Source organism: Dyadobacter soli, assembly GCF_900101885.1.
Classification (GTDB): Bacteria; Bacteroidota; Bacteroidia; order Cytophagales; family Spirosomataceae; genus Dyadobacter; species Dyadobacter soli.
The window spans coordinates 296682-318289 of the sequence record NZ_FNAN01000009.1 but is presented as its reverse complement, the minus strand read 5'-3'; the positions used below and the strand labels follow the sequence as shown (position 1 = coordinate 318289).

Below are 21608 nucleotides of genomic sequence, written 5' to 3'. Positions count from 1 at the left end.
AGTTACATACACTAATATCGACATAAACCCTTCTGAAAGAGCTAACAACGACATTAACAGTTATTTGAAAAAGACATTGAACACGGCAGCAAAACGACTCGCAAAAAGTCATTTCCCAAGCCGGGCCTTCAAATATAAGGCGGGGTTCGCTACTGCCATACTCTTTTGGGTGACATTCTTCCTACCTTCCCTGGCCCAGGAAACGCCGCCGCTGATCAACTATCCGGCCACGCTTTACAAGGCACACAATCAGAACTGGGACATTTGCCAAAGTGCAGACGGCCTCATCTATTCCGCTAATTCCGACGGCCTGCTCGAACACGACGGGGCTTCATGGAAACTGTATCCGCTACCCGACGGCCAAATTGTGAGAACAGTACTCTACGACGAACAATCACTTCAACCAACCGGTGGAAAAGTACTAAACCGAAATGCACAGGCTGAGCAACGCATTTACGTCGGCGGTTTCTCAGAGTTTGGCTATTGGAAAAAAGAAGCGGATGGTCAGCTCAGATACTATTCGCTGAGCAAAAAAGCGGGCTTCGCGAGTTTGAGGACAGAAGAAATCTGGCACATTCTTAAGACACCCAAATACATATACTTTCAATCATTCTCCCAGGTTTACCGGTACGACGGTAAGAACCTGAAAGAAATCAAAGGCTCGGGCAATATCATGTTTATGCGGTTTGTACAAAACCGTCTGTTGGTGCCTACGATCGGTCGTGGCATTTATGAGCTGAAAGGGGAAAAATTCGAGCCACTACCCGGAACCGAAAGTCTTTCAGCAGCTACAATTTCTTCTATTTTACCCTTCTCAAACGGCGGCATTCTTATCTCTACTACCAAACACGGCCTGTACATCTGGCGAAACGGTGCCCTCACGCCCTGGGACATCGCTATTTCCAGTGAATTGAAAAGAAATATCGTCAACCGTGCCATTGTCATGTCCCACGACAGCAGCCTCGTTTTCGGGACAATTCAGAATGGCGTTTACGTAGTTTCCAAAAATGGTGCGTTGCGGTACCAGTTCAATAAAGAGACTGGTCTGCAAAACAACACGGTACTGGCGCTGGAAGAGGATGCCCAGCAACAACTCTGGATCGGGCTGGATCAGGGTATTGATATGGTCAAAATGTCGTCGCCCATTATTGCTTACCAAACCAGCGATAATCCGCTGGGATCCACATATGCAGCAGCGATCTGGCATGGAAAACTTTACGTGGGGTCCAATAAAGGCGTTTTTGTCAAAAAATGGCTATCGCCCGAACCTTTCCGCCCGGTATGGGGGCTCGAAGGCCAGACCTGGGCGCTCAAAGTAATCGACGACCAGCTTCTGTGCGGCCATAACGACGCCACTTACCGCATTGGGGAAAATGGTGTAACCAAAATCTCCAATATCAATGGCGGCTGGGTATTCATGCCAATCCGCCTCGGCAGCGACAGCCTGCTTTTGCAGGGCGCTTACGTGGGGCTGCATGTTTACAAAAAAGATGCGAAAGGAATCTGGACGTATGCATACCCCGTTAAAAAATTCCCGCCGATCCCCATCCGGCAAATTGCCCGCGACAAATCGGGCACATTCTGGCTCGGGCATGCCTATAAAGGTTTGTTTCAGGCGAAACTGACACCCGCACTCGATTCGGCATTGGCGTGGAAGGAGTTTAAATCGCCCCAGGAATTGCCCAGCGAGTTTTCGATCGAACTCGTACAATGGCTCAACGGGCAGGTACGCGTGCGCTCGGGCAATGCGTTTTTCCAGCCTGATGCCGTCGGCAAGCTCGTGCCCAGCGCCGATTTTTCGAAGGAGGACGAAGCCTACAAAGTACGGACAGGCTTGCACGGAGACTGGTTCAAGGTTTTCATGAACCGCGTGGCATTCTATCAGCCGGGTAAAAAGACACGCAACCTCCCGCTCACGCTCGTGCGCAACAGCGAAACCGTTGTCCCGCTTTCGGAAGACTACTATTTCTTCTGCCTTGATAACGGTTATGCATTGTACAATCGCAAGTCGCCCGACGAGCAGAATGAAGCGGCTGGCCCGCCGGTGGTCCGGAAGGCGGCCAACTTGCGCAACCTGAATGAGACCTTCGCGGTATCAGGCAACCCGTCGCTTCCGGCGGAGGTGCGTGCCTTGCGCATTGCATTTGCGCTGCCGGTTTATGGCCAAAACGTGCAATACAAGTATCGCCTCAAAGGCCTGACCGATCAATGGTCGGAATGGACGGATCAGAGCTTTGTGGAATTCACGAACCTGGAATCGACCGACTATATTTTTGAAATACGCAGCAGCCTTAACGACACCATCGGCAGCTATCACTTCGGCGTGAAGCCCTACTGGCGCGAGACATTGTTTGCCAAGATATTGTTCGCTGTGCTGATCGCATTGGCATTGGCCGCATTAATCCTCTACCAGGAAAAGCGGCTCGCGCGCCATCGCAGGAAGCTCATCGAGGAGCAGGAGGAAAAGCTGCGCCAGCAACGGCTTACCAGCGAACGGCGGATCATGCAGATACAGAATGAAAAACTGCAAAGTGAGATCCAGAGCAAAAGCCAGCAGCTTTCGAATGTGGCGATTAACGTAGTAAAGAAAAACGAGATCCTGGAAGAGATCCGCGACGAGCTGAAACAGGTGAAAGCCGAGATGGGACAGCAGCTCCCCAACATTCATTACCAGAAACTTTTACACAGTATCGAACGCAATGTTGCCGGTAAGGACGACTGGGTTTTGTTCGAACAAAACTTTGACGAGGTACACGAACAGTTCTTTAAAAGGCTGCGCCAGATATACCCTACAATTTCTCCGTCCGAACTCCGGCTCGCGGCATGCCTTCGCATGAATCTTTCCACCAAAGAAATGGCTCCCGTTCTGGGGATTTCTGTACGCGGTGTGGAAATCAAGCGCTACCGCCTTCGTAAAAAGCTCGATTTGGACAACGATGCCAACCTGGCCCAATTTATGATGGACATTTGATGCAATTGCACTAATCCTTCACCCTACCCCCTATTCTTCAAGCAAACCTTGCATTATTCCCATTGATGTAGTGGTGATGTAGTGCTTTATTTGATTCCTCCCTCCCCTGGAACTTAACTTTGAAGTCAATAAATTCTTATAATAATTCAATCACCAATTTGAAACTGATGAAAACTATTGTACGATTACTGTACATGCTCGTTTTCCTGGCGTTAGGAAGTTTCGCTTACGCGCAGGAAATAAATGTGACTGGGAAAGTCACGTCGAGTGCAGATAATTCGGCGCTACCGGGCGCCAGCGTGCTCATCAAAGGCACTACCACCGGTGTTCCTACCGATGCCGATGGTAACTTCGCTATAAAGGTCCCGTCACCACAATCCGTCCTCGTGTTCTCGATGATCGGTATGACTCCCCAGGAAATAACCGTGGGTACTCAAACGACGCTCAACGTCGCTTTGGCGGAGGATGCGAAAGCACTGAACGAAGTGCTGGTAGTGGGTTACGGCTCTCAAAAGAAATTGGACGTAACGGGTGCTATCACGCAGATCAAAGGCGCGGATATTGCTAAACAGCCTTCCATGAACGCCGTGAGCGGTTTGCAGGGCAAGGTTGCCGGTGTGCAGATCAACAACTCCGGTAAGCCGGGTGAAGCGCCGCAAATCCGTATCCGCGGTGTTGGAACGGCATATGGCAGTGCTAACCCGCTGTACATTGTCGACGGCGTTTGGTTCGATGATATCAGCTTCCTCAACTCGGGCGATATCGAGAGCATGAACATCCTGAAAGATGCTTCCAGCCAATCCATTTACGGTGTACGCGCCGCCAACGGGGTGGTTCTGATCACTACCAAAAAAGGTAAATCAGGGCAGGCTATCATCGATTACAATGGCTATGTCGGTTACCAGAAAGTAACCAACCAGATCAAAATGGCGAATGCGAATGAATATGCCACGATGATCAACGAGCTGAGCCGCATCAATGGCAAATCGGATGTTCTCGATCCGGCCCAGTTTGGCGAAGGTACCGACTGGTACCACCAGATCCTCCGCAATGCATTTGTGACCAACCACCAGATTTCGATCAGCGGCGGCGGTGAAAAATCGACGTACAACTTCTCGTTGGGTTACCTGGACCAGGATGGTATAGTGGAGAAAAACAATTTCAAACGCTATACCGCACGTTTGCAAAACGATTTCCAGGTACTGAAAAGCCTGAAAGTGGGTTACTCCGCAACGGCCGCATACAGCAAGTCACGCGATGAGGCAGGCGGTATTTTCCGTCAGTTGTACGCCGCTGGTCCTGTTGTCCCTGTTTACTATGCCGACGGTACTTATGGCGATCCTACCGATTACAATCTCGGCGATGGTAACAACTTCAACCCGCAGGTTACGGTTGATTTCTACAACCAGAATACCAAAAAGACATTGCTTACCGGTAATGCTTACGCAGAATTGTCGCTTTTCAAAGGTCTGACATTCCGTTCCAGCCTCGGCGGACGTTACGGACAGGACGAAACCCGCACATACGTTCCGCAATACGTGGCAACCTTCAAGCAGCGCAACACGACGAGCTTCCTGGAATTTGTACGCCCGCAAACACGCTACTGGATCTTTGAAAATACATTGACCTATACCAAAGATTTCGGCCAGCACAGCATTACCGCATTGTTGGGACAATCCGCTCAGCGCGACCAGTCCTATAAACTTACCGCGAATGCATTGAACGTGCCATACAGCAGCGAAGGTGACCTTTACCTGGCATTAGGCAGCGCCGACGGCCGCAACGTGAAGGATGAAGGAGATCTGGGAACTTATGCTTCCTATTTCGGTCGTGTGAATTACTCGTTTGGCGAGCGCTATATGCTGAATGCGTCTGTTCGTGCGGACGGTTCCTCCAAATTCTTCCAGGGCGGCAATGCCTGGGGTTATTTCCCATCGGTAGGTGCGGGCTGGGTGATCAGCAATGAGAATTTCATGAAAGACCAGTCGATCTTTGATAACCTAAAAATCCGCGGTAGCTGGGGTAAGATCGGTAATGCATCCGTTCCCTCGAACCTCTCGACTTTGACGGTGGCAACCGGCGGCGGCCTTGCGGCGATCTTCGGCGGACAGCTGAATACCGGCGCGAGCATCAACACCATCATTCCTCCTACCACATACTGGGAGCGCGGCGTGGGCACCGACGCAGGTATCGAGGCGTCGTTCTTGAAATCGCGACTGACTGTGGAGTTGGATTATTATATCAAAAAAACCGAGCGCGCGATCTTCGACATTCCGGTGCTGACCTCTATCGGTACGAGCTCGGGACGGATCGTGGGTAACCAGGCCGATTTCCAGAACAAAGGTTTTGAATTCGCATTGAACTGGCGCGACGATATCGCTGATGGCCTTTCTTACAGCGTCGGCGTCAACGGTGCTGTGAACAACAACAAAGTGCTTTCCGTAACCTCGGGTGCCAACCCTATTTATGATGGTGGCGTAGGCCTCACCAGCGGCGCACTCGCAACGCGTACCCGCGTAGGCGACCCGATCGGTTCATTCTACGGCTATGTGGTGGACGGTATTTTCCAAAATGAAGAAGAAATCAAACACTCGGCTCAGCCTAGCGCCAAGCCCGGTGATTTCAAATACCGTGACATCAGCGGTACCAACGGCGTACCCGACGGCACTATCTCCGGCCTCGACCGCCAGGTGATCGGTAACCCGAACCCTAAATTCACTTACGGTATCAACACCAGCTGGAACTACAAAAACGTGGACCTTATGCTCGATTTCCAGGGCGTCGCCAAAGTGGATATTTACAATGCCAATCTCGGCTGGCGCTATGGTAACGAGAACTTCACCAAAGATTTCTACGACAACAGATGGCACGGTGAAGGCACTTCGAACACCTACCCTTCGGCTAACATCGGCGGCGGCCAGAATTACCTGCCCAACACCTTCTTCGTGCAAAGCGGCAGCTACTTCCGAGTAAGAAATGCGCAAATCGGATACACATTCCCGCAGGCGTTCAACGAAAGGCTGAAACTTCGTAAGCTGCGTTTGTATGCCAATGCGCAGAACCCGTTGAACTTCTTCAAATACAAAGGCTTGTCGCCAGAGGTGAGAGCCAACGAAAACAAACCGACGCAAGCCGGTATCGACGCCAACGTGTACCCGCTTTCAGCGACTTACAACTTTGGTATAAATGTCACTTTCTAAGATTACAAGCGATATGAAAAATATAGATTTTAAATCCAATTTGAAGCGAAACGGGCTTTACCTGGGGCTTGCGGCGCTGCTGATCGTCCCTTCTTCTTGCAGCGACGGCTTCCTCGACGTGGACCCGCAGGGTAAGCAGCCCGGCGTGGTATTCTGGCAAAATGAAGCCGACGCCACCAAAGCGGTGAATGCCATGTATGCCAACCTTCGTAGCTGGAACAATACCGCTTTCGCAGCGATTGCTATTGAAAGTGTAGGCTCCGACGATGCTGAAAAAGGCAGTACTGCCTCCGACGCGACATTCTTCAATCAATATGACACTTTCACCGTAGGCTCTACGGAAGGTCAGTTGGGCGGTTTCTGGGAAGGACAATACCAGAATATCAACTACGCCAACCAGGTGCTGGACAATATCCCGGCCATCAGCATGGACGAAACCCTGAAAACGCGTTACCTGGCCGAAGCGAAATTCGTGCGTGCCTACTCGTATTTCAGGTTGGTACGGGCATTCGGCGATGTGCCTTTGCGCCTGGCTGTTCCGAAAGACGCTACGGAGTATAACATTCCGCGGACGCCGAAAGCGGATGTGTACGCAGCCATTGAAAAGGACCTCACAGAAGCCGCGGGCGTACTGCCTGCCAACTACGGAGCCACCGATCTCGGCCGCGCTACCAAAGGTGCCGCACAATCGCTGCTTGCCAAAGTTTCGATGTACCAGGGCAAATGGCAGCAGGTTTTCGATCTGACTACGCAAGTGATCAGCTCCGGCCAGTATTCGCTGATAGCAGATTACGAAGCGATGTTCCGCATTCCGAATGAAAATTCGAGAGAATCGGTTTTTGAAATTCAAAATGAGCTGATCCCTTCCAACAAGGATGCTTCCAATTCTCAATACTCGCAGGTACAGGGCGTGAGAGGCGTACAAGGCGGCGGCTGGGGTTTTAATGTACCCACCGAAGAATTGTCCAAAGCATTCGAAGCAGGCGATCCTCGCCGCGATGCGACGATCATTTTCCGCGGTGAGACAACGCCTTCCGGCGATGCCATTGCAGCAACCGGCGATAACCCGATGTACAACCAGAAGTCATACGTGCCGTTCAAACTGTTCGTAACCGGTTTCAATGAAGGCTCTCAGCAAAATGTGCGCGTGATCCGCTATGCCGACGTCCTGCTGATGAATGCAGAAGCGGCGAACGAAATCGGCAACACTACGCAGGCGCTTGCATCGCTTGAACTCGTGCGTGCCCGTGCGAGAGGTGCCAGCAAAACCATTTTGCCAAAAGTTACCACTACCGATAAAACCACATTGCGCACCGCCATCTGGAACGAGCGCCATTATGAACTGGCTATGGAATTCGATCGCTACTTCGACGTGATCCGTCAGGGCCGCGCTACCCAGATTTTCGGTCCGAAAGGCTGGAAAGCAGGTAAAAACGAAGTATGGCCTGTCCCGCAGACCGAAATCGACATCAGCGCAGGCGTACTGACGCAGAACCCAGGTTATTAATCCCAAACCACGATCTATCGATGAAAACTTTAAAGAATACACTGACCGTGGCCTTGTGTGCAACGACAATGCTCGGGGTTACTTCCTGCTACGAAAAGTTCGATCCCGAAAGTTACGCACCGAATGTAACGATCGGCGGCTTCACGAGCTCCGACGAAATCGCGAAGGCGAACCTGGTGGCACATTTCCCGTTTGACGGTAATTACAGCGATGTTGTTTCCAATACGGCAGGTACCAACACCGGAACCACATTCGCCAACGGTCTGAAAGGCCAGGCCATGAAAGGTGCCAAAGACGGTTACGTACTTTTTGACCCGACCGCCGCGATCCTGGGATTGAAAAGCTTTACCATGACGTATTGGGTAAACAGCCCGTCGACGAAGTCTCAGGGAGGCATTATCGGTCTGGTAGGACTATCCCAAATGAATGGTTTCTGGGGAAATGTCGAGACGTTCTTTGAAAACGGCGGTACCGACACCGACGGTATTTTCAAAGCTCATATTCAGAACGACAAAAAGGATACATGGGTCACCAAAGAGGGAATTGTGAGTATCTACAATTCCTGGAACCACATTGCATTGTCATACGACGCCACTTCATCAACTTTCAGTTTATATGTAAACGGTTCCAAAACGACCACCGCCACAGTTGCGAACTTTGGCGATCTGAAATGGCAGAAACCGGGTAAAATGGTATTCGGTACCGTTCAGTTCCAGACCAAACCCAGCCTCACTTCCGAAGCTGCGGCGCAGGATTGGGCGAGCTACCTGACCGGACTGCTCGATGAAGTGCGGATTTACAATGTCGCTCTCAAAGATGCCGAAGTAGATGCACTGGTTAAATTGGAATCAAGAGGGAAATAATGTCTTTTAAAAACCTTCTTCTTCTTTGTTCAATTATCTGGCTCGGGGTTTCCTGCAAATCTGAAAAGGAAGACCCCGGGCCATCCGGTCCGGGAGTACCGGCATCATTCGGGTTCAACAGCCTGAAAGTGAATGGTGCCTATTCCGGGTTTAAATACAATGATGTAAACCTGAAACCCAAAGTCAGGTTTACATTTTCCGCCCCGATTAACAATGCGACAGTCGCCAACGGGGTCACCTTCCAGTCTGCTTCGGGCGAGAAGATCGCATTTACCTCAGTCCAGGAAGGCGGCGACAGTTCGGTAGTAATCACTCCTTCCGCCGATTTGAAATACCTCACAAGCTATTCGGTTACCGCCACAAAAGCATTGAAATCCAAAGCTGGCGGTATGTTGCTGAATGAGGTTAAAGTGGAATTGATCACGGCGCTGGACGCTACCGATAAGTTCCCAGTAATCTCCGACGAAGCATTGCTAACCCTCGTGCAGCGGCAGACATTTAAGTATTTCTGGGACTTCGCGCATCCCGTAAGCGGACTCGCACGTGAGCGCGATAGCTCCGGCGACGTTGTAACCTCGGGCGGCAGCGGCTTTGGCATCATGACCATCCCCATAGCCATCGAGCGGAAGTTCATCACGCGGGCACAGGGGCTGGAAAGAATGCAAAAAATCGTGAGCTTCCTGAAAAAGGCGCAGACATTTCACGGCGCTTTTCCGCATTGGCTCAATGGCGCTACGGGCGTAGTGGTACCATTCAGCGATAAGGACAATGGGGCCGATCTGGTAGAAACTTCTTTCCTCGTCCAGGGACTACTTACAGTTCGTCAGTATTTCAATGAAGGCAATGCCGCTGAAACTGCTTTGCGGGCTGATATCAATGCGATCTGGGAAGCGGTGGAATGGGACTGGTTCCGCAAAAACAATGAAAATGTGCTCTACTGGCATTGGAGCCCCAATTTCGGCTGGGATATGAACCACCAGATCCGCGGCTGGAACGAATGCCTCGTTACCTATGCATTGGCCGCCTCGTCCCCTACCCATAGTATCGATAAAACGGTTTATGACAATGGCTGGGCAGGCAACAGCACATTCAGGAATGGAAACGAGTATTACGGGACCACATTACCCCTCGGCGAGCCACTCGGCGGACCGTTATTCTTCTCGCATTATTCATTTTTAGGTTTAAATCCCACCGGCCTGACCGACCGTTTTGCCAATTATTTTACCCAAAACAAAGCCCATACCCTCATCAACTATAACTATTGCAAAGCCAACCCGCAGCAATATTACGGGTACAGCGACCAATGCTGGGGCCTTACGGCCAGCGACATTCCGAACGGGTACAACGCGAATTCGCCAAGTAACGATAAGGGCGTAATCACGCCGACAGCCGCATTATCCGCATTCCCGTACACGCCCACGGAGTCGATGAAAGCATTGAAATTCTTTTATTACAAACTGGGCGACAAGCTGTGGGGGGAATACGGTTTCCGCGATGCATTCTCCCTCGACCAGCTCTGGTTTGCCGATACCTACCTCGCCATCGATCAGGGGCCGATTGTGGTTATGATCGAAAATTACCGCTCAGGTTTGCCCTGGAAGCTCTGTATGAGCAGTCCGGAGGTAAAGACAGGCCTCAAAAAGCTCGGGTTCACCAGCCCGGCGCTTTAACATACTTCCATTAAAACATTACTCGACTATGAAGCTATACTTCCAACTCCTACTATGCCTGACGCTGTTTGCCAGTTCTGTGGCAGATAGCCATGCGCAAAAGAAAAAATCCGCAGTGGCAAAACCGGCTGTATTTAATCCTGCCGACCGACCTAAAAATCTGTCAGATACCGCCCTGCTCGAACTCGTTCAGAAGCAGACATTCCGCTATTTCTGGGAATTCGGCCACCCAGTAAGCGGTCTCGCCCGCGAGCGCAGCAACATCGCATTCGACTACGGCGACGAAGTGTGTACCATCGGCGGTACCGGTTTTGGCGTAATGGCAATGGTCGTCGCAGCGGAACGGCAATGGCAGCCGCGCGATTCCGTAGCCGCACGATTGCTAAAAATGGTCAAATTCCTCTCGAAAGCCGACCATTACCATGGCATTTTCCCCCACTGGCTCAATGGCGCCACTGGCAAGATCGTTCCGTTTGGCAGGAAAGATGATGGCGGCGACCTGGTGGAATCTTCCTTCCTTTTCCAGGGATTACTCGCCGTGAGACAATACTTCGACCGCGATACAGACCTGGAAAGGGAGCTCCGCAGCCGCATTACCTGGATCTGGAACGAAGCCGAATGGGATTGGTACACGCGCGGCAACCCCAATCAGCTCTACTGGCATTGGAGCCCGAACAACGGCTGGGCTATGAATTTCGAATTGCGCGGCTACAACGAGACATTGATCACCTACATCATGGGCGCCGCATCGCCCCGCTACCCGATTACGCGTCAGGTTTATGACAAATGCTGGGCACAAAGCGACCATTTTCGCAACGGAAAAGAGTATTACGGCGTTAAACTGCCCCTCGGTTTCGAATATGGCGGGCCGCTCTTTTTCACGCATTATTCATTCCTCGGCCTCGATCCGCGTAAGCTGAAAGATCAATATGCGAATTACTGGGAGCAGAATGTGAACCATTCACTGATCAATTACAAGCATTGCGTCGCCAATCCGGGCAAGTTTAAAGGTTATGGTGAAAACAACTGGGGCTTAACTGCGAGCGATACATACAACGGCTATAATGCGCATTCGCCGACCAACGACTTCGGAACCATTACCCCGACCGCCGCATTATCGTCGTTCCCCTACACACCGGAGCAGTCGATGAAGGCATTGCGCCATTTTTATGATGACCTGGGTGATAAAATCTGGTCGGAATATGGCTTTACGGATGCATTCAACGAATCGCAGAACTGGTATGCCAAATCGCATTTGGCCATCGATCAGGGGCCGATTATCGTGATGATCGAGAACTACCGGACGGGCCTGCTCTGGAAGCTGTTCATGAAAGATCCGGAGGTTCAGGAGGGTTTGAAAAAACTGGGATTTGAAAGCCCTGCACTGGGCGTATCCAGCAGAAATTAACCGCTTTTTAGCTAATATTCACAGGAAGACCGGCCGCAAGCTGGTCTTTCTGTTTTATGGAATATAATTGTACCTTGATATCGTTTTTGAAAAGTAAATGCTGCATATCCAGCCATTCTAAACGTAAATCGATATGAAACCACTCTACCACAAAGCCGCATTACTGATCGCGCTGAATGCATTCGCGTTGCAGGGATCGGCGCAGATATGGACGGTCTCCGAACCGGAGAACCTGCCCGAGAAACGCCACGAAAATGCGATGGCTTCCGCGAATGGAAAATTGTACTTGCTGGGCGGGCGCGGTATCAAACCCGTCGATGAATATGACTTCAAAAAGGACTCCTGGAAAAGTCTTGCACCATCGCCGCTCGAAATGAGCCACTTTCAGGCGGTGAGCTACAAAAATGAAATTTATGTACTGGGCGCATTCACGGGCGGTTACCCGCACGAGGTGCCGATTCCCGACATTTATATTTTTAACCCGATCAAAAATGAATGGCGCAAAGGTGCCGCCATACCCGAAAACCGCAGGCGCGGCGCAGCAGGTGCTTTTACATTAAATGACAAAATCTACCTCGTTTGCGGCATTCAGGACGGGCACTGGGATGGTCAGGTTACCTGGTTCGACGAGTTCGATCCGGCGACCGGCATCTGGAAAACCCTCACCGACGCTCCCCGTCCCCGCGACCACGTACAGGTAGCGGTACTGGACAGCAAGCTCTATGTAGCAGGCGGGCGTCTGTCGACCGCGCGTATCAACCAGGTTTTGAATACCGTTATCAAGGAAGTGGATGTTTATGATTTCAAAACCGGCAAATGGACGACGCTGGACGCATCTAATAACCTTCCTACGCTGCGTGCAGGCAACACTGCCGTTGTTTTCAATAATAAAGTCCTGATAATAGGCGGCGAAAGCGACGCGCACCAGGAAGCGCATAACGAGGTGGAAGCATTTAACCCGCAGACTCAGAAGTGGGAAAAACTACCTTCGCTCCACCAGGGACGACATGGTACGCAGGCGGTTGCGCTCAACAAGAAAGTTTACATCGCAGCCGGTTCAGCCAATCGCGGCGGCGGGCCGGAGCTGAACGATATGGAAATACTCGATAAATAGTACACTTCATTGCTAATCCTTAATCAAATGCTCAGAAAACTCGCCGGTATCGGTTTGCTATTCGTTTCACTTGCTTCTTTCGCACAGCAGAAGGCATTTACCCATGCCGATACCCTGCGCGGCTCCATCACGCCCGAGCGAGAATGGTGGGACCTGAATTATTACCATCTCAGCGTGAGACCCAATGCAAATGACAGCTCACTTGCCGGCAGCACCCTCATTACCTATAAGGTTTTGAAATCCTACCAGACGATGCAGGTAGATTTGCAGGAGCCATTGCAGATTACGAAAGTGGTCCAGGATGGCGAAGCGCTCACCTATCGCCGCGACGGCAATGCGTTTTTTATCACATTGAAGAAAAAGCAGGAAACCGGCAAAACCGAATCGGTTGAAGTTTTCTATGCAGGCAAACCGAGGCTCGCCAAGCGTCCGCCATGGGACGGTGGTGTGCAATGGGTACCCGACGGCAAAGGCAATACCATTATCTCAACCTCCTGCCAGGGCCTCGGCGCGAGCGTATGGTGGCCCTGTAAAGACCATATGTACGACGAGCCCGACAGCATGCTCATCAGCATGACCGTTCCTAAAAATGTAATGGATGTCTCGAACGGTAATCTGCGCTCGGTGGTCGAGAACAGCGACAACTCGCATACTTTTAACTGGGCAGTCAAAAACCCGATCAACAATTACGGTGTGAATATGAATGTGGCCAACTACGTGAGCTGGAAAGAGACATTCAAGGGCGAGAAAGGCGATTTGCAACTGAGCTATTACGTATTACCTCAAAACCTGGAAAAGGCGAAAGAGCAGTTCAAGCAGGCCCCGAAGATGCTCAAAGCATTCGAGCATTGGTTTGGGCCCTATCCTTTTTATGAGGATGGCTACAAGCTGGTGGAAGTACCCTACCTTGGCATGGAACACCAGAGCTCGGTTACCTATGGCAATGATTACAAAATGGGTTACCGCGGCAAGGACCTGTCGAATACCGGCTGGGGCCTGAAATGGGACTTTATCATCATCCACGAGAGCGGTCATGAATGGTTTGCCAATAACATTACTTACAAGGATGTGGCCGATATGTGGGTGCATGAAAGCTTCACCAACTATTCCGAAAACCTGTACACAGAGTATTATTATGGCAAAAAGGCGGGAGAAGATTATGTGATCGGAACCCGCGATTTGATTGCGAATGATATTCCTATCGTAGGGATTTATGGAGTGAATCAGGAAGGGTCGAAGGATATGTATTACAAAGGTGGTAATATGCTCCATACCATTCGCCAGGTCGTGAACGACGACGAGAAATGGCGCCAGATCCTTCGCGGCTTAAACAAAACCTTCTACCACCAGACCGTCGACGGCTCGCAGATTGAAAACTATATCAGCGACCAAGCGGGAAGAAACCTCTCGAAGGTTTTCGATCAATACCTGCGGGATGTACGGATACCGGTTCTGGAATATGCATTCACCGGCAAAGGTTTGCAATACCGCTGGATCAATACCATTGAAGGCTTCGATATGCCGGTGAAAGTGAAGCTGGCAAGCGGAAAAGAGGAGTTTCTGTCTCCTACCAATGAGTGGAAAACGTTGAAAGTAAAAGGCGACAAGTCGCTGGCTATCGACCGAAATTTTTACGTGGAGTCCAAGGAAAGCAAACAAGCTTCCTTATAAATCCCAGCATTCCATAATCAGCAGGTCGCCTTTCTGCGCGGAAACCCTGACCATGCCATCAGCCTCGGCTTCATTACTACTGCCGGTTCTGTGCCCCATGGTCAGGGTTTCATTATTTAGGTTGTATTTCAAACCGCTTGTTTCAATACCTTCAACGGTACCAATGGGAATCAGCGAAATCGGTGTTCCGGCCGTGTACCATTTTTCAAACGTACCTGTAAGCGGGAAAATCTTCGAGTAGTCGTCGAGCAGCACCAGTTTGATCTGCCCTTTGTAGCGAACCAGATCGGTAATATTCGTGATGGCATGATCCGCCCGACGGCCGGTGGCCCAGACGATATTTGCAGCAGGGAAGCCTCTTTCGATCAGGAACTCGATGGCCTTGTTTAAGTCTGTCTTTTCCTGATCGGGTGTATTGATGATTTCGAGCGGGTGCTGGTGGCTGCGGATCATTTCGACATCGTGCGGCTGGTCGAAGTCGCCCATCCAGACATCTATTTTAATCCCCAAATCCAAAACCCGGTAAATAGCGTGATCCAGCACGACGATAAACGGGCTCCATTCCAGCAACTGGCCTAATAATTCCGGAGAGCAGGCTTCCCCATTAGCAATAATCAAAGCAGGCTCCTGCTTCTCCCGAACGATGTGGTGTGATGACATTAACTATAATTTACTCTTGACAAGGGTCACGATCTCCGCAAGAACACCGTGAAGTTCGAGGAATTGTTGGTTGACTTGGAGGAATTGTTGGTTGACTTGGAGGAATTGCTGGTTGACTTGCCTAAAATTCTCATCAATTCGATCAAATCGTTCATCGTGCTCAGTAAGCTTCACTTCAATACGGTCCACCCTCGCTTCAAGTCGCTCGAAGCGTTGGTCCACTTGTTCGAAGCGTTGGTCTACTTTCTGAAATCCTTCGCGCATTTCAGTAAAACCACGCTCCACGCGGGTTGTCAATTTCGCTAATCCGTCTGCTACCATTTCGATTTGCTTTCCGTGCTCTGCGGTAATGTTTTCCAGATGTGCTACTCGTTCTTCTAAATACATAATGCTCTCGTTATATGTGAAACAATGACAGGCACTACACTGTGTAGCACCTCCGCCTATTCAGACGCCCATCTATCAAAAAAAGTAACGAGAAACGTGAGTTAGTTTTAAACCCCGAGCGCCTTCGCCCGGTTCCAGTAAATATCCATTTCTTCCAGCGACATATCGCCAAGAGATTTGCCGTCTGCTTTCGATGCTTCTTCAAGATACTGAAAGCGGCTGATAAATTTCTTATTGGTCCGCTCCAATGCTGTTTCAGGATTGATATCCACAAACCTCGAATAATTCACCAAAGAGAAAAGCAAGTCTCCAAACTCGCCTTCGGCTTCCTTTTGATCAATGATATCGGCCGATTCTATATTAAAGTTCTCTTTAAACTCGTGCAGTTCTTCCTCTACCTTGGCCCATACCTGCTGCTTTTCGTCCCAGTCAAAACCTACGCCTCTTGCCTTCTCCTGAATGCGCATTGCCTTCACGAGCGCGGGCAGCGACGCGGGTACGCCCGAGAGCACCGATTTATTGCCTTCCTTCAATTTAAGCTTTTCCCAATTCTGCTTGACAGCCTCTTCGGTATCGGCCACGAAATCGCCGTAAATGTGCGGGTGGCGGGCGACGAGTTTATCGCAAATGCCGTGCAGCACATCTTTAATGTCGAAATTATATGCCTTACCTTCCTCTTTCTCCGAGCCGATTTTGGCATAAAAAACAATATGCAGCAGCACGTCGCCGAGCTCCTTCTGGATTTCGGGCAGGTCGTTGTTCAAAATTGCATCGGAAAGTTCGTAGGTTTCTTCGATCGTCAGGTGGCGCAGGCTGTCCATGGTTTGCTTTCTGTCCCACGGGCATTGCTCGCGGAGTTCGTCCATGATCGTCAACAAACGGTCGAAGGCCATCAGTTGTTGCTGGCGGCTTTCAGGCAGGTCACTGAATTGTTTTTCCATATCACAAAGATACGGCGAAACACATTACTGCCCCGGCACCAATGGCAATTTAAAGGCTGTCTGAATGAGGTTACTCGTGCATTTGGCGATCATCCGGCCGTTACCATTCACCAGCCGTCCCTCTACATGGACAATGTTTTTCCCAGCCCTGATGACCGCCGATTTGGCCACGAGCACGTCGCCTACCACGGCTGGATTCAGGAAATCGCAATTCAGGTTAACGGACGTGAAGCCGAATTCCCGACCGAGCGCGTAAACCATCGTTCCTACAATGTCATCGAGAATGGTAGCGGCGATGCCGCCATGTAATGTACCCATCGGGTTGCACATGTCTTCCCGTACCTGGTATTCGACCTCCATTGCGCCTTCTTCGATCGAAAGGAGAACGCCATTGAGCCATTTGGCAACGGGCGAAAAGTGCTGGTCCATCGGCCTGCCGATGAATTGCCGTAGAAAAGAAAGCCGCTTGTTTTCAGTTTGCGGATCAATGTGCGAGTGTGTGTTCATAGATGCGGGATTGGTTTGAATAGTTATGGCTGCGATTTCTAAAAATAGTAATTATCGTAGAAAAATTGATGGTTACGAGTCAATGCCATGGATTTTATTGTTACGTATCGAAGGTTATTACTACCTTTGCCGGAGTTTTTTGCCAGAGATAAATGCTTACTCATATATGAATTTTACGTTATCGCAGGTTCCCGAGCGTTCCCAGAAACCCAGAACAAAAGGACTTACCATGGTGATGGACAAAGGGCTGAGTGTCAGGGAAACAGAAGATATGCTCTCCATCGCATCACCTTACATTGATATCGTAAAACTTGGTTGGGCCACTTCTTTCGTAAGTCCGAACCTGGACGAGAAGCTGGCAATTTATAAAAATGCCAATATTCCGGTGTATTTCGGAGGAACGTTGTTTGAAGCGTTCGTGGTAAGGAACCAGTTTGATGATTACCGCAAACTCCTCGATAAATATCAATTGACGCACGCAGAAGTATCCGACGGTTCCATTGAAATGCCTCAGGATGTTAAATGCGAATATATCCGCAAGCTTGCCCAGCAGGTAACCGTGCTCTCGGAAGTAGGTTCGAAGGATGAAAACAAGATCATCCCGCCCTACAAATGGATCCAGCTCATCAAATCGGAGTTGCAGGCGGGTGCCTGGAAAGTGATCGGGGAAGCGCGCGAATCGGGTAATGTAGGGCTTTTCCGGGCAAGCGGCGAAGTACGCCAGGGACTTGTGGAAGAAATTCTGACGGAAATTGCATTTGAAGATATGATCTGGGAAGCTCCCCAGAAGTCACAGCAAGTATGGTTTGTGAAGCTGCTTGGCGCCAATGTCAACCTCGGTAACATTGCCCCCAGTGAACTGATCCCGCTCGAAACGATCCGTCTTGGCCTTCGCGGCGATACATTCAACCACTTCCTGAATACGAAGACGAAGCAGAAGTGGAAAATTGATTCCAAATAAGTCAGGCCTCATAAAAACAGATTGTCAACTTAACGTATAGCTATGGAATTTTTAACCCAGTTCATTGATTTCTTCCTCCACCTCGACAAGCATTTGTTCAACATCGTGGAAGAATATGGCACACTCACTTACGTCATTCTGTTTTTGATTGTCTTCACCGAAACCGGCCTGGTAATCATGCCGCTGCTCCCCGGTGATTCGCTCCTTTTTGCCGCCGGCGCCATTGCCGCCAATGAAACCACCGGCCTGAACGTCTGGCTGATCATCATTATCCTCATTATCGCCGCATTGCTGGGGGATAATGTCAATTATTTTATGGGAAAAACTTTCGGCGGGCAAATTAAGAAACGCGAAAAGATCCTTTTCCTGAAAAGAGAATATCTTGAAAAAACCGAGGCATTCTACGAAAAACACGGCGGAAGTACCGTTATCATGGCACGCTTCATCCCGATCGTCCGCACGGTAGCACCGTTTGTGGCAGGTGCAGGAAGTATGAATTACTCTAAGTATATCGTATTTTGCATCGTTGGCGCATTACTTTGGGTTCCAACACTCACATTGCTGGGTTACTTCTTCGGGAATATGGATATTGTTAAAAAGAATTTCGAGCTGGTCATTTTCGGCATCATCGGAATTTCCATTCTTCCAATGATTTTCTCTTACCTGAAAAGCCGGTTTGCCAAGCCTAGCGCGGCTTAGTTTTTGACCGCCGACGGCCGACCGCGGACCGCCGATTGGTTTTAGTTGAATACTTTAAAATACATACATAAATAGAAAAGCGTCGCAGGAACTCCTACGACGCTTTTCTATTTATGTACCACCCATCGGCAGTCGGCGGTCAATGGTCGGCGGTCATTTCAACCACCGACCATCAAACCGCATTACGATCTCGAATAATTCGGAGCCTCCTTCTGGATCATGATATCGTGCGGGTGACTTTCTTTCACACCGGCAGAAGTGATTTTCACGAACTGTGCATTCTGCAACGAATCGATATCCCCGGCCCCGCAGTAGCCCATTCCCGCTTTCAAACCTCCTACCATTTGATAGATGATCTCGGAAACCTTGCCTTTGAACGGTACACGCCCTACGATACCCTCCGGAACGAGTTTCTTCACGTCGTCTTCCGCATCCTGGAAGTAGCGGTCTTTCGAACCGTCTTCCATTGCTTCCACCGAGCCCATTCCACGGTATGCTTTGAATTTACGTCCTTCATAAATCACCACTTCACCCGGAGCTTCGTCGCTACCAGCGAGCATCGAACCGATCATGATCGTGCTGGCGCCGCCGGCCAATGCTTTTGTCATATCACCTGAGAAACGGATACCGCCATCGGCGATTACCGGAACGTCGGTACCTTTCAGACCTTCTGCCGCCCACATTACAGCGGTAAGCTGAGGAACACCGATACCGGCGATGATACGCGTGGTACAAATACTACCAGGACCAACTCCCACTTTCACCGCGTCTGCGCCGGCATCTGCCAATGCTTTTGCAGCTGCACCCGTCGCTACGTTTCCAGCGATAACGTCCAGTTTCGGGAATGCAGCCTTAATGGATTTCAATGCATCGATTACGCCTTTGGAATGTCCGTGGGCAGTATCGAGGCTTACGACATCCACTCCCGCTTTCACCAATGCCTCTACACGTTTCAGCACGTCGGGCGTAACACCTATGGCCGCGCCTACACGCAGGCGGCCGTATTCGTCCTTACATGCATTCGGGTGCGATTTACGTTTGAGAATGTCTTTGTATGTAATCAGGCCCGTCAGACGGTACTCTGAATCTACGATAGGAAGTTTCTCGATTTTGTACTCTTGGAGGATTTTCTCCGCGTCGTCGAGCGACAGACCTTCGGAAGCAGTGACGAGGTTATCTTTCGTCATGACTTCGGTCACTGGCTTGCTCATTTCGCGTTCGAAACGAAGGTCGCGGTTGGTAAGGATGCCCACGAGTTTGTGGTCTTTATCGATTACCGGAATACCTCCGATCTTGAACTCGCGCATGATCTGGTGCGCGTCGCCGAGGGTCGCAGTGTCAAGCAGTGTGATCGGGTCGAGGATCATGCCGCTTTCCGAGCGTTTTACCTTTCTCACCTGCTCAGCTTGCGCTTCCAGGGACATATTTTTATGGATTATTCCAATACCACCTTCCTGAGCCATAGCAATGGCCAGTTCAAATTCCGTCACCGTGTCCATAGCAGCTGAGACAATAGGAATGTTCAACTCGATGTTGCGGGTAAGCTTGGTTTTTGTTGATGTGTCGCGAGGCAGGACTTCTGAATAACCAGGGATTAGCAGAACGTCGTCGTAGGTAAGCGCCTCAAAGAGGACTTTGGATGGGTCTGTGTTCATAGCAAATAAACTATTGTTATTTGCCGGGCAAAATTAAGAATAACTTCTGAATAAATAAAATCGAATTGTATTTTTTTACGAAACCAGCACCCGCACTTTTTTAATGCGCTTCTTGTCGGCCGACTGTACTTTGAAAGTTACTTCGCGATGTGTAGCGATTTCGCCGGTTCTTGGCAGCCGTGAAAACAGTTCCAGTAACAGCCCCGCCAATGACTCGCTATTGCCCCTAACCTCGTCAAAATAATCGGTTTCAATGTTCAGAATGCGGCAAAGATCGTTGATCAGCACCTTGCCTTCGAACACATAGGTATGCTCGTCGACCTGGGTGTAGTTCACCTCCTCATCTTCGTCATATTCATCATTAATATCCCCGAAAATTTCTTCGATAATATCTTCCAAAGTGATCAACCCGCTGGTTCCGCCGTACTCGTCGACCACGATCGCCATGTGCACGCGGCGGTTCTGGAAATCTTTCATCAGATCGTCGAGGCGCTTGCTTTCGGGGATAAAATAGACCGGGCGCAGCAGTTTTTGCCAGTTGAAATGCTCGTCCAGGTGAATATGCGGCAGCAGATCTTTGACATTCAAAATACCTTCCACATGGTCCAGATCGTCGCGGTAAACCGGTACCCGCGAGTACCCCGATTTATTGATGCGGTCCATTAATTCATGAAAATCCAGTTCGATATCGAATGCCGTCACCTGCACGCGCGCCTGCATTGCCTTGCGCGCATTCGTCTGACGAAAGTTGGCCAGACCGCGTAAAAGATCCGTTTCTTCCTCGCTTTCCGCTTTGGCTTCAAGCATTTCGGTGGTTATCTCGGCTCCTTCGGGCGTCAGCACACCAAATGAATAACCGAGCTTCATCACCGGCTGGGTCAGCGGCTTACATATTTTAATCAGGAACTGCGTCAGTCCGGCGATTTTGGGGATAAACTCTTGCGCTTTACGTGCACAGTTGTAACGCACCATGGCATCAAGCCAAATCCATATGACGAGGAACGCGAGAACCGCCCAACGGACCATTTCCACGCTTCCCGCTTGCATATGCAGCCAGGCGAGGCGTGCCGCCAGCAACAATGCGAACAAAGTAAGTCCCCGCTGGACCAGTGAAAGCGCCAGCTGCTGAATGCGTGTAGGTAACTGATTATCACCTTCTGCTTTTCGTTCCCAGGGGTTTTCCATCGCGCCGGATGCCGCATATGCTGCGCGTACGCCCGAAAGGAAGAGGGATATTAGCAGAAGAAAAATTACAAGAATGAAGTCGTAGGGAGCCAGGAAATCAAAGGGTATGAGCACCCCTGCCAGAGTGGTTTGCGTACTTTTCTGGGGAAAATCGATCCCCGTACGCGTTCGGGCAAGCGGGTCGTCACTGTCTTCTGTTTCTTTCACGA

At 50.2% G+C, this 21608-nt stretch carries 16 protein-coding genes; 10 read left to right on the top strand and 6 right to left on the bottom strand.

All coding sequences use genetic code 11. The features are described from left to right. Window positions 1-64 precede the first annotated feature (64 nt). The 8 genes from BLQ88_RS16700 (at window position 65) to BLQ88_RS16665 (ending at window position 14404) form a co-directional block, all read left to right on the top strand. Window positions 65-2971 (top strand): triple tyrosine motif-containing protein, encoded by a 2907-nt coding sequence (locus tag BLQ88_RS16700; RefSeq protein ID WP_229212717.1) that lies wholly within the window; start codon window positions 65-67, stop codon window positions 2969-2971. 167 nt (window positions 2972-3138) lie between these two features. Then, window positions 3139-6171 carry a SusC/RagA family TonB-linked outer membrane protein gene (locus tag BLQ88_RS16695; protein WP_090152247.1) on the top strand — a complete coding sequence of 1011 codons (3033 nt, stop codon included), beginning with the start codon at window positions 3139-3141 and terminating at the stop codon, window positions 6169-6171. A gap of 13 nt (window positions 6172-6184) precedes the next feature. Then, complete coding sequence (locus tag BLQ88_RS16690; protein WP_176885007.1) at window positions 6185-7678, top strand: RagB/SusD family nutrient uptake outer membrane protein; 1494 nt, start codon at window positions 6185-6187, stop codon at window positions 7676-7678. 20 nt (window positions 7679-7698) lie between these two features. After that, window positions 7699-8541, top strand: coding sequence for a LamG domain-containing protein (locus tag BLQ88_RS16685; protein WP_090152243.1), 843 nt, complete (start codon window positions 7699-7701; stop codon window positions 8539-8541). Continuing rightward, window positions 8541-10211: a glucoamylase family protein gene (locus BLQ88_RS16680; protein ID WP_090152241.1), complete on the top strand. Its 1671-nt coding sequence runs from the start codon at window positions 8541-8543 to the stop codon at window positions 10209-10211. The genes BLQ88_RS16685 and BLQ88_RS16680 overlap by 1 nt, the downstream gene beginning before the upstream one ends. 28 nt (window positions 10212-10239) lie before the next feature. Next, on the top strand, window positions 10240-11619 hold the full coding sequence (locus BLQ88_RS16675) for a glucoamylase family protein (RefSeq protein WP_090152240.1): 1380 nt from the start codon (window positions 10240-10242) through the stop codon (window positions 11617-11619). A 133-nt stretch (window positions 11620-11752) separates the two neighbouring features. Further along, on the top strand, window positions 11753-12733 hold the full coding sequence (locus BLQ88_RS16670; RefSeq protein ID WP_090152236.1) for a Kelch repeat-containing protein: 981 nt from the start codon (window positions 11753-11755) through the stop codon (window positions 12731-12733). Window positions 12734-12760: 27 nt separating this feature from the next. Then, entirely contained in the window at window positions 12761-14404 is a 1644-nt protein-coding gene (locus tag BLQ88_RS16665; RefSeq protein ID WP_090152233.1) for a M1 family metallopeptidase, read from the top strand. Here BLQ88_RS16665 and BLQ88_RS16660 read toward each other — a convergent pair. The 4 genes from BLQ88_RS16660 to BLQ88_RS16645 form a co-directional block, all read right to left on the bottom strand. Continuing rightward, the gene (locus BLQ88_RS16660; protein WP_090152230.1) at window positions 14399-15064 is read right to left on the bottom strand and encodes a thiamine diphosphokinase; all 666 of its coding nucleotides are present in this window, start codon (window positions 15062-15064) and stop codon (window positions 14399-14401) included. The two genes, BLQ88_RS16665 and BLQ88_RS16660, sit on opposite strands and share 6 nt — an antisense overlap. Before the next feature lie 3 nt (window positions 15065-15067). Next, the gene (locus tag BLQ88_RS16655) at window positions 15068-15451 is read right to left on the bottom strand and encodes a hypothetical protein (RefSeq protein ID WP_090152228.1); all 384 of its coding nucleotides are present in this window, start codon (window positions 15449-15451) and stop codon (window positions 15068-15070) included. Between the two features lie 107 nt (window positions 15452-15558). Then, window positions 15559-16392 (bottom strand): nucleoside triphosphate pyrophosphohydrolase, encoded by an 834-nt coding sequence (gene mazG / locus BLQ88_RS16650; RefSeq protein WP_090152225.1) that lies wholly within the window; start codon window positions 16390-16392, stop codon window positions 15559-15561. A gap of 24 nt (window positions 16393-16416) precedes the next feature. Beyond that, window positions 16417-16899, bottom strand: a complete 483-nt coding sequence (locus BLQ88_RS16645; protein WP_090152223.1) for a PaaI family thioesterase — start codon at window positions 16897-16899, stop codon at window positions 16417-16419. A 166-nt stretch (window positions 16900-17065) separates the two neighbouring features. Here BLQ88_RS16645 and BLQ88_RS16640 point away from each other — a divergent pair, with 166 nt between their 5' ends. Together BLQ88_RS16640 and BLQ88_RS16635 are read left to right on the top strand one after the other, a co-directional pair. Next, window positions 17066-17860, top strand: a complete 795-nt coding sequence (locus BLQ88_RS16640; protein ID WP_090152220.1) for a phosphosulfolactate synthase — start codon at window positions 17066-17068, stop codon at window positions 17858-17860. A gap of 42 nt (window positions 17861-17902) precedes the next feature. Further along, a complete protein-coding gene (locus tag BLQ88_RS16635) occupies window positions 17903-18559 on the top strand; it encodes a DedA family protein (protein ID WP_090152215.1) in 657 nt (218 codons plus the stop codon). 182 nt (window positions 18560-18741) lie between these two features. Here the strand turns inward: BLQ88_RS16635 and guaB are convergent, their stop codons facing one another. Beyond that, complete coding sequence (guaB, locus tag BLQ88_RS16630; protein WP_090152212.1) at window positions 18742-20214, bottom strand: IMP dehydrogenase; 1473 nt, start codon at window positions 20212-20214, stop codon at window positions 18742-18744. Window positions 20215-20289: 75 nt separating this feature from the next. Then, window positions 20290-21606, bottom strand: coding sequence for a transporter associated domain-containing protein (locus BLQ88_RS16625; protein ID WP_090152209.1), 1317 nt, complete (start codon window positions 21604-21606; stop codon window positions 20290-20292). Window positions 21607-21608 lie beyond the last annotated feature (2 nt).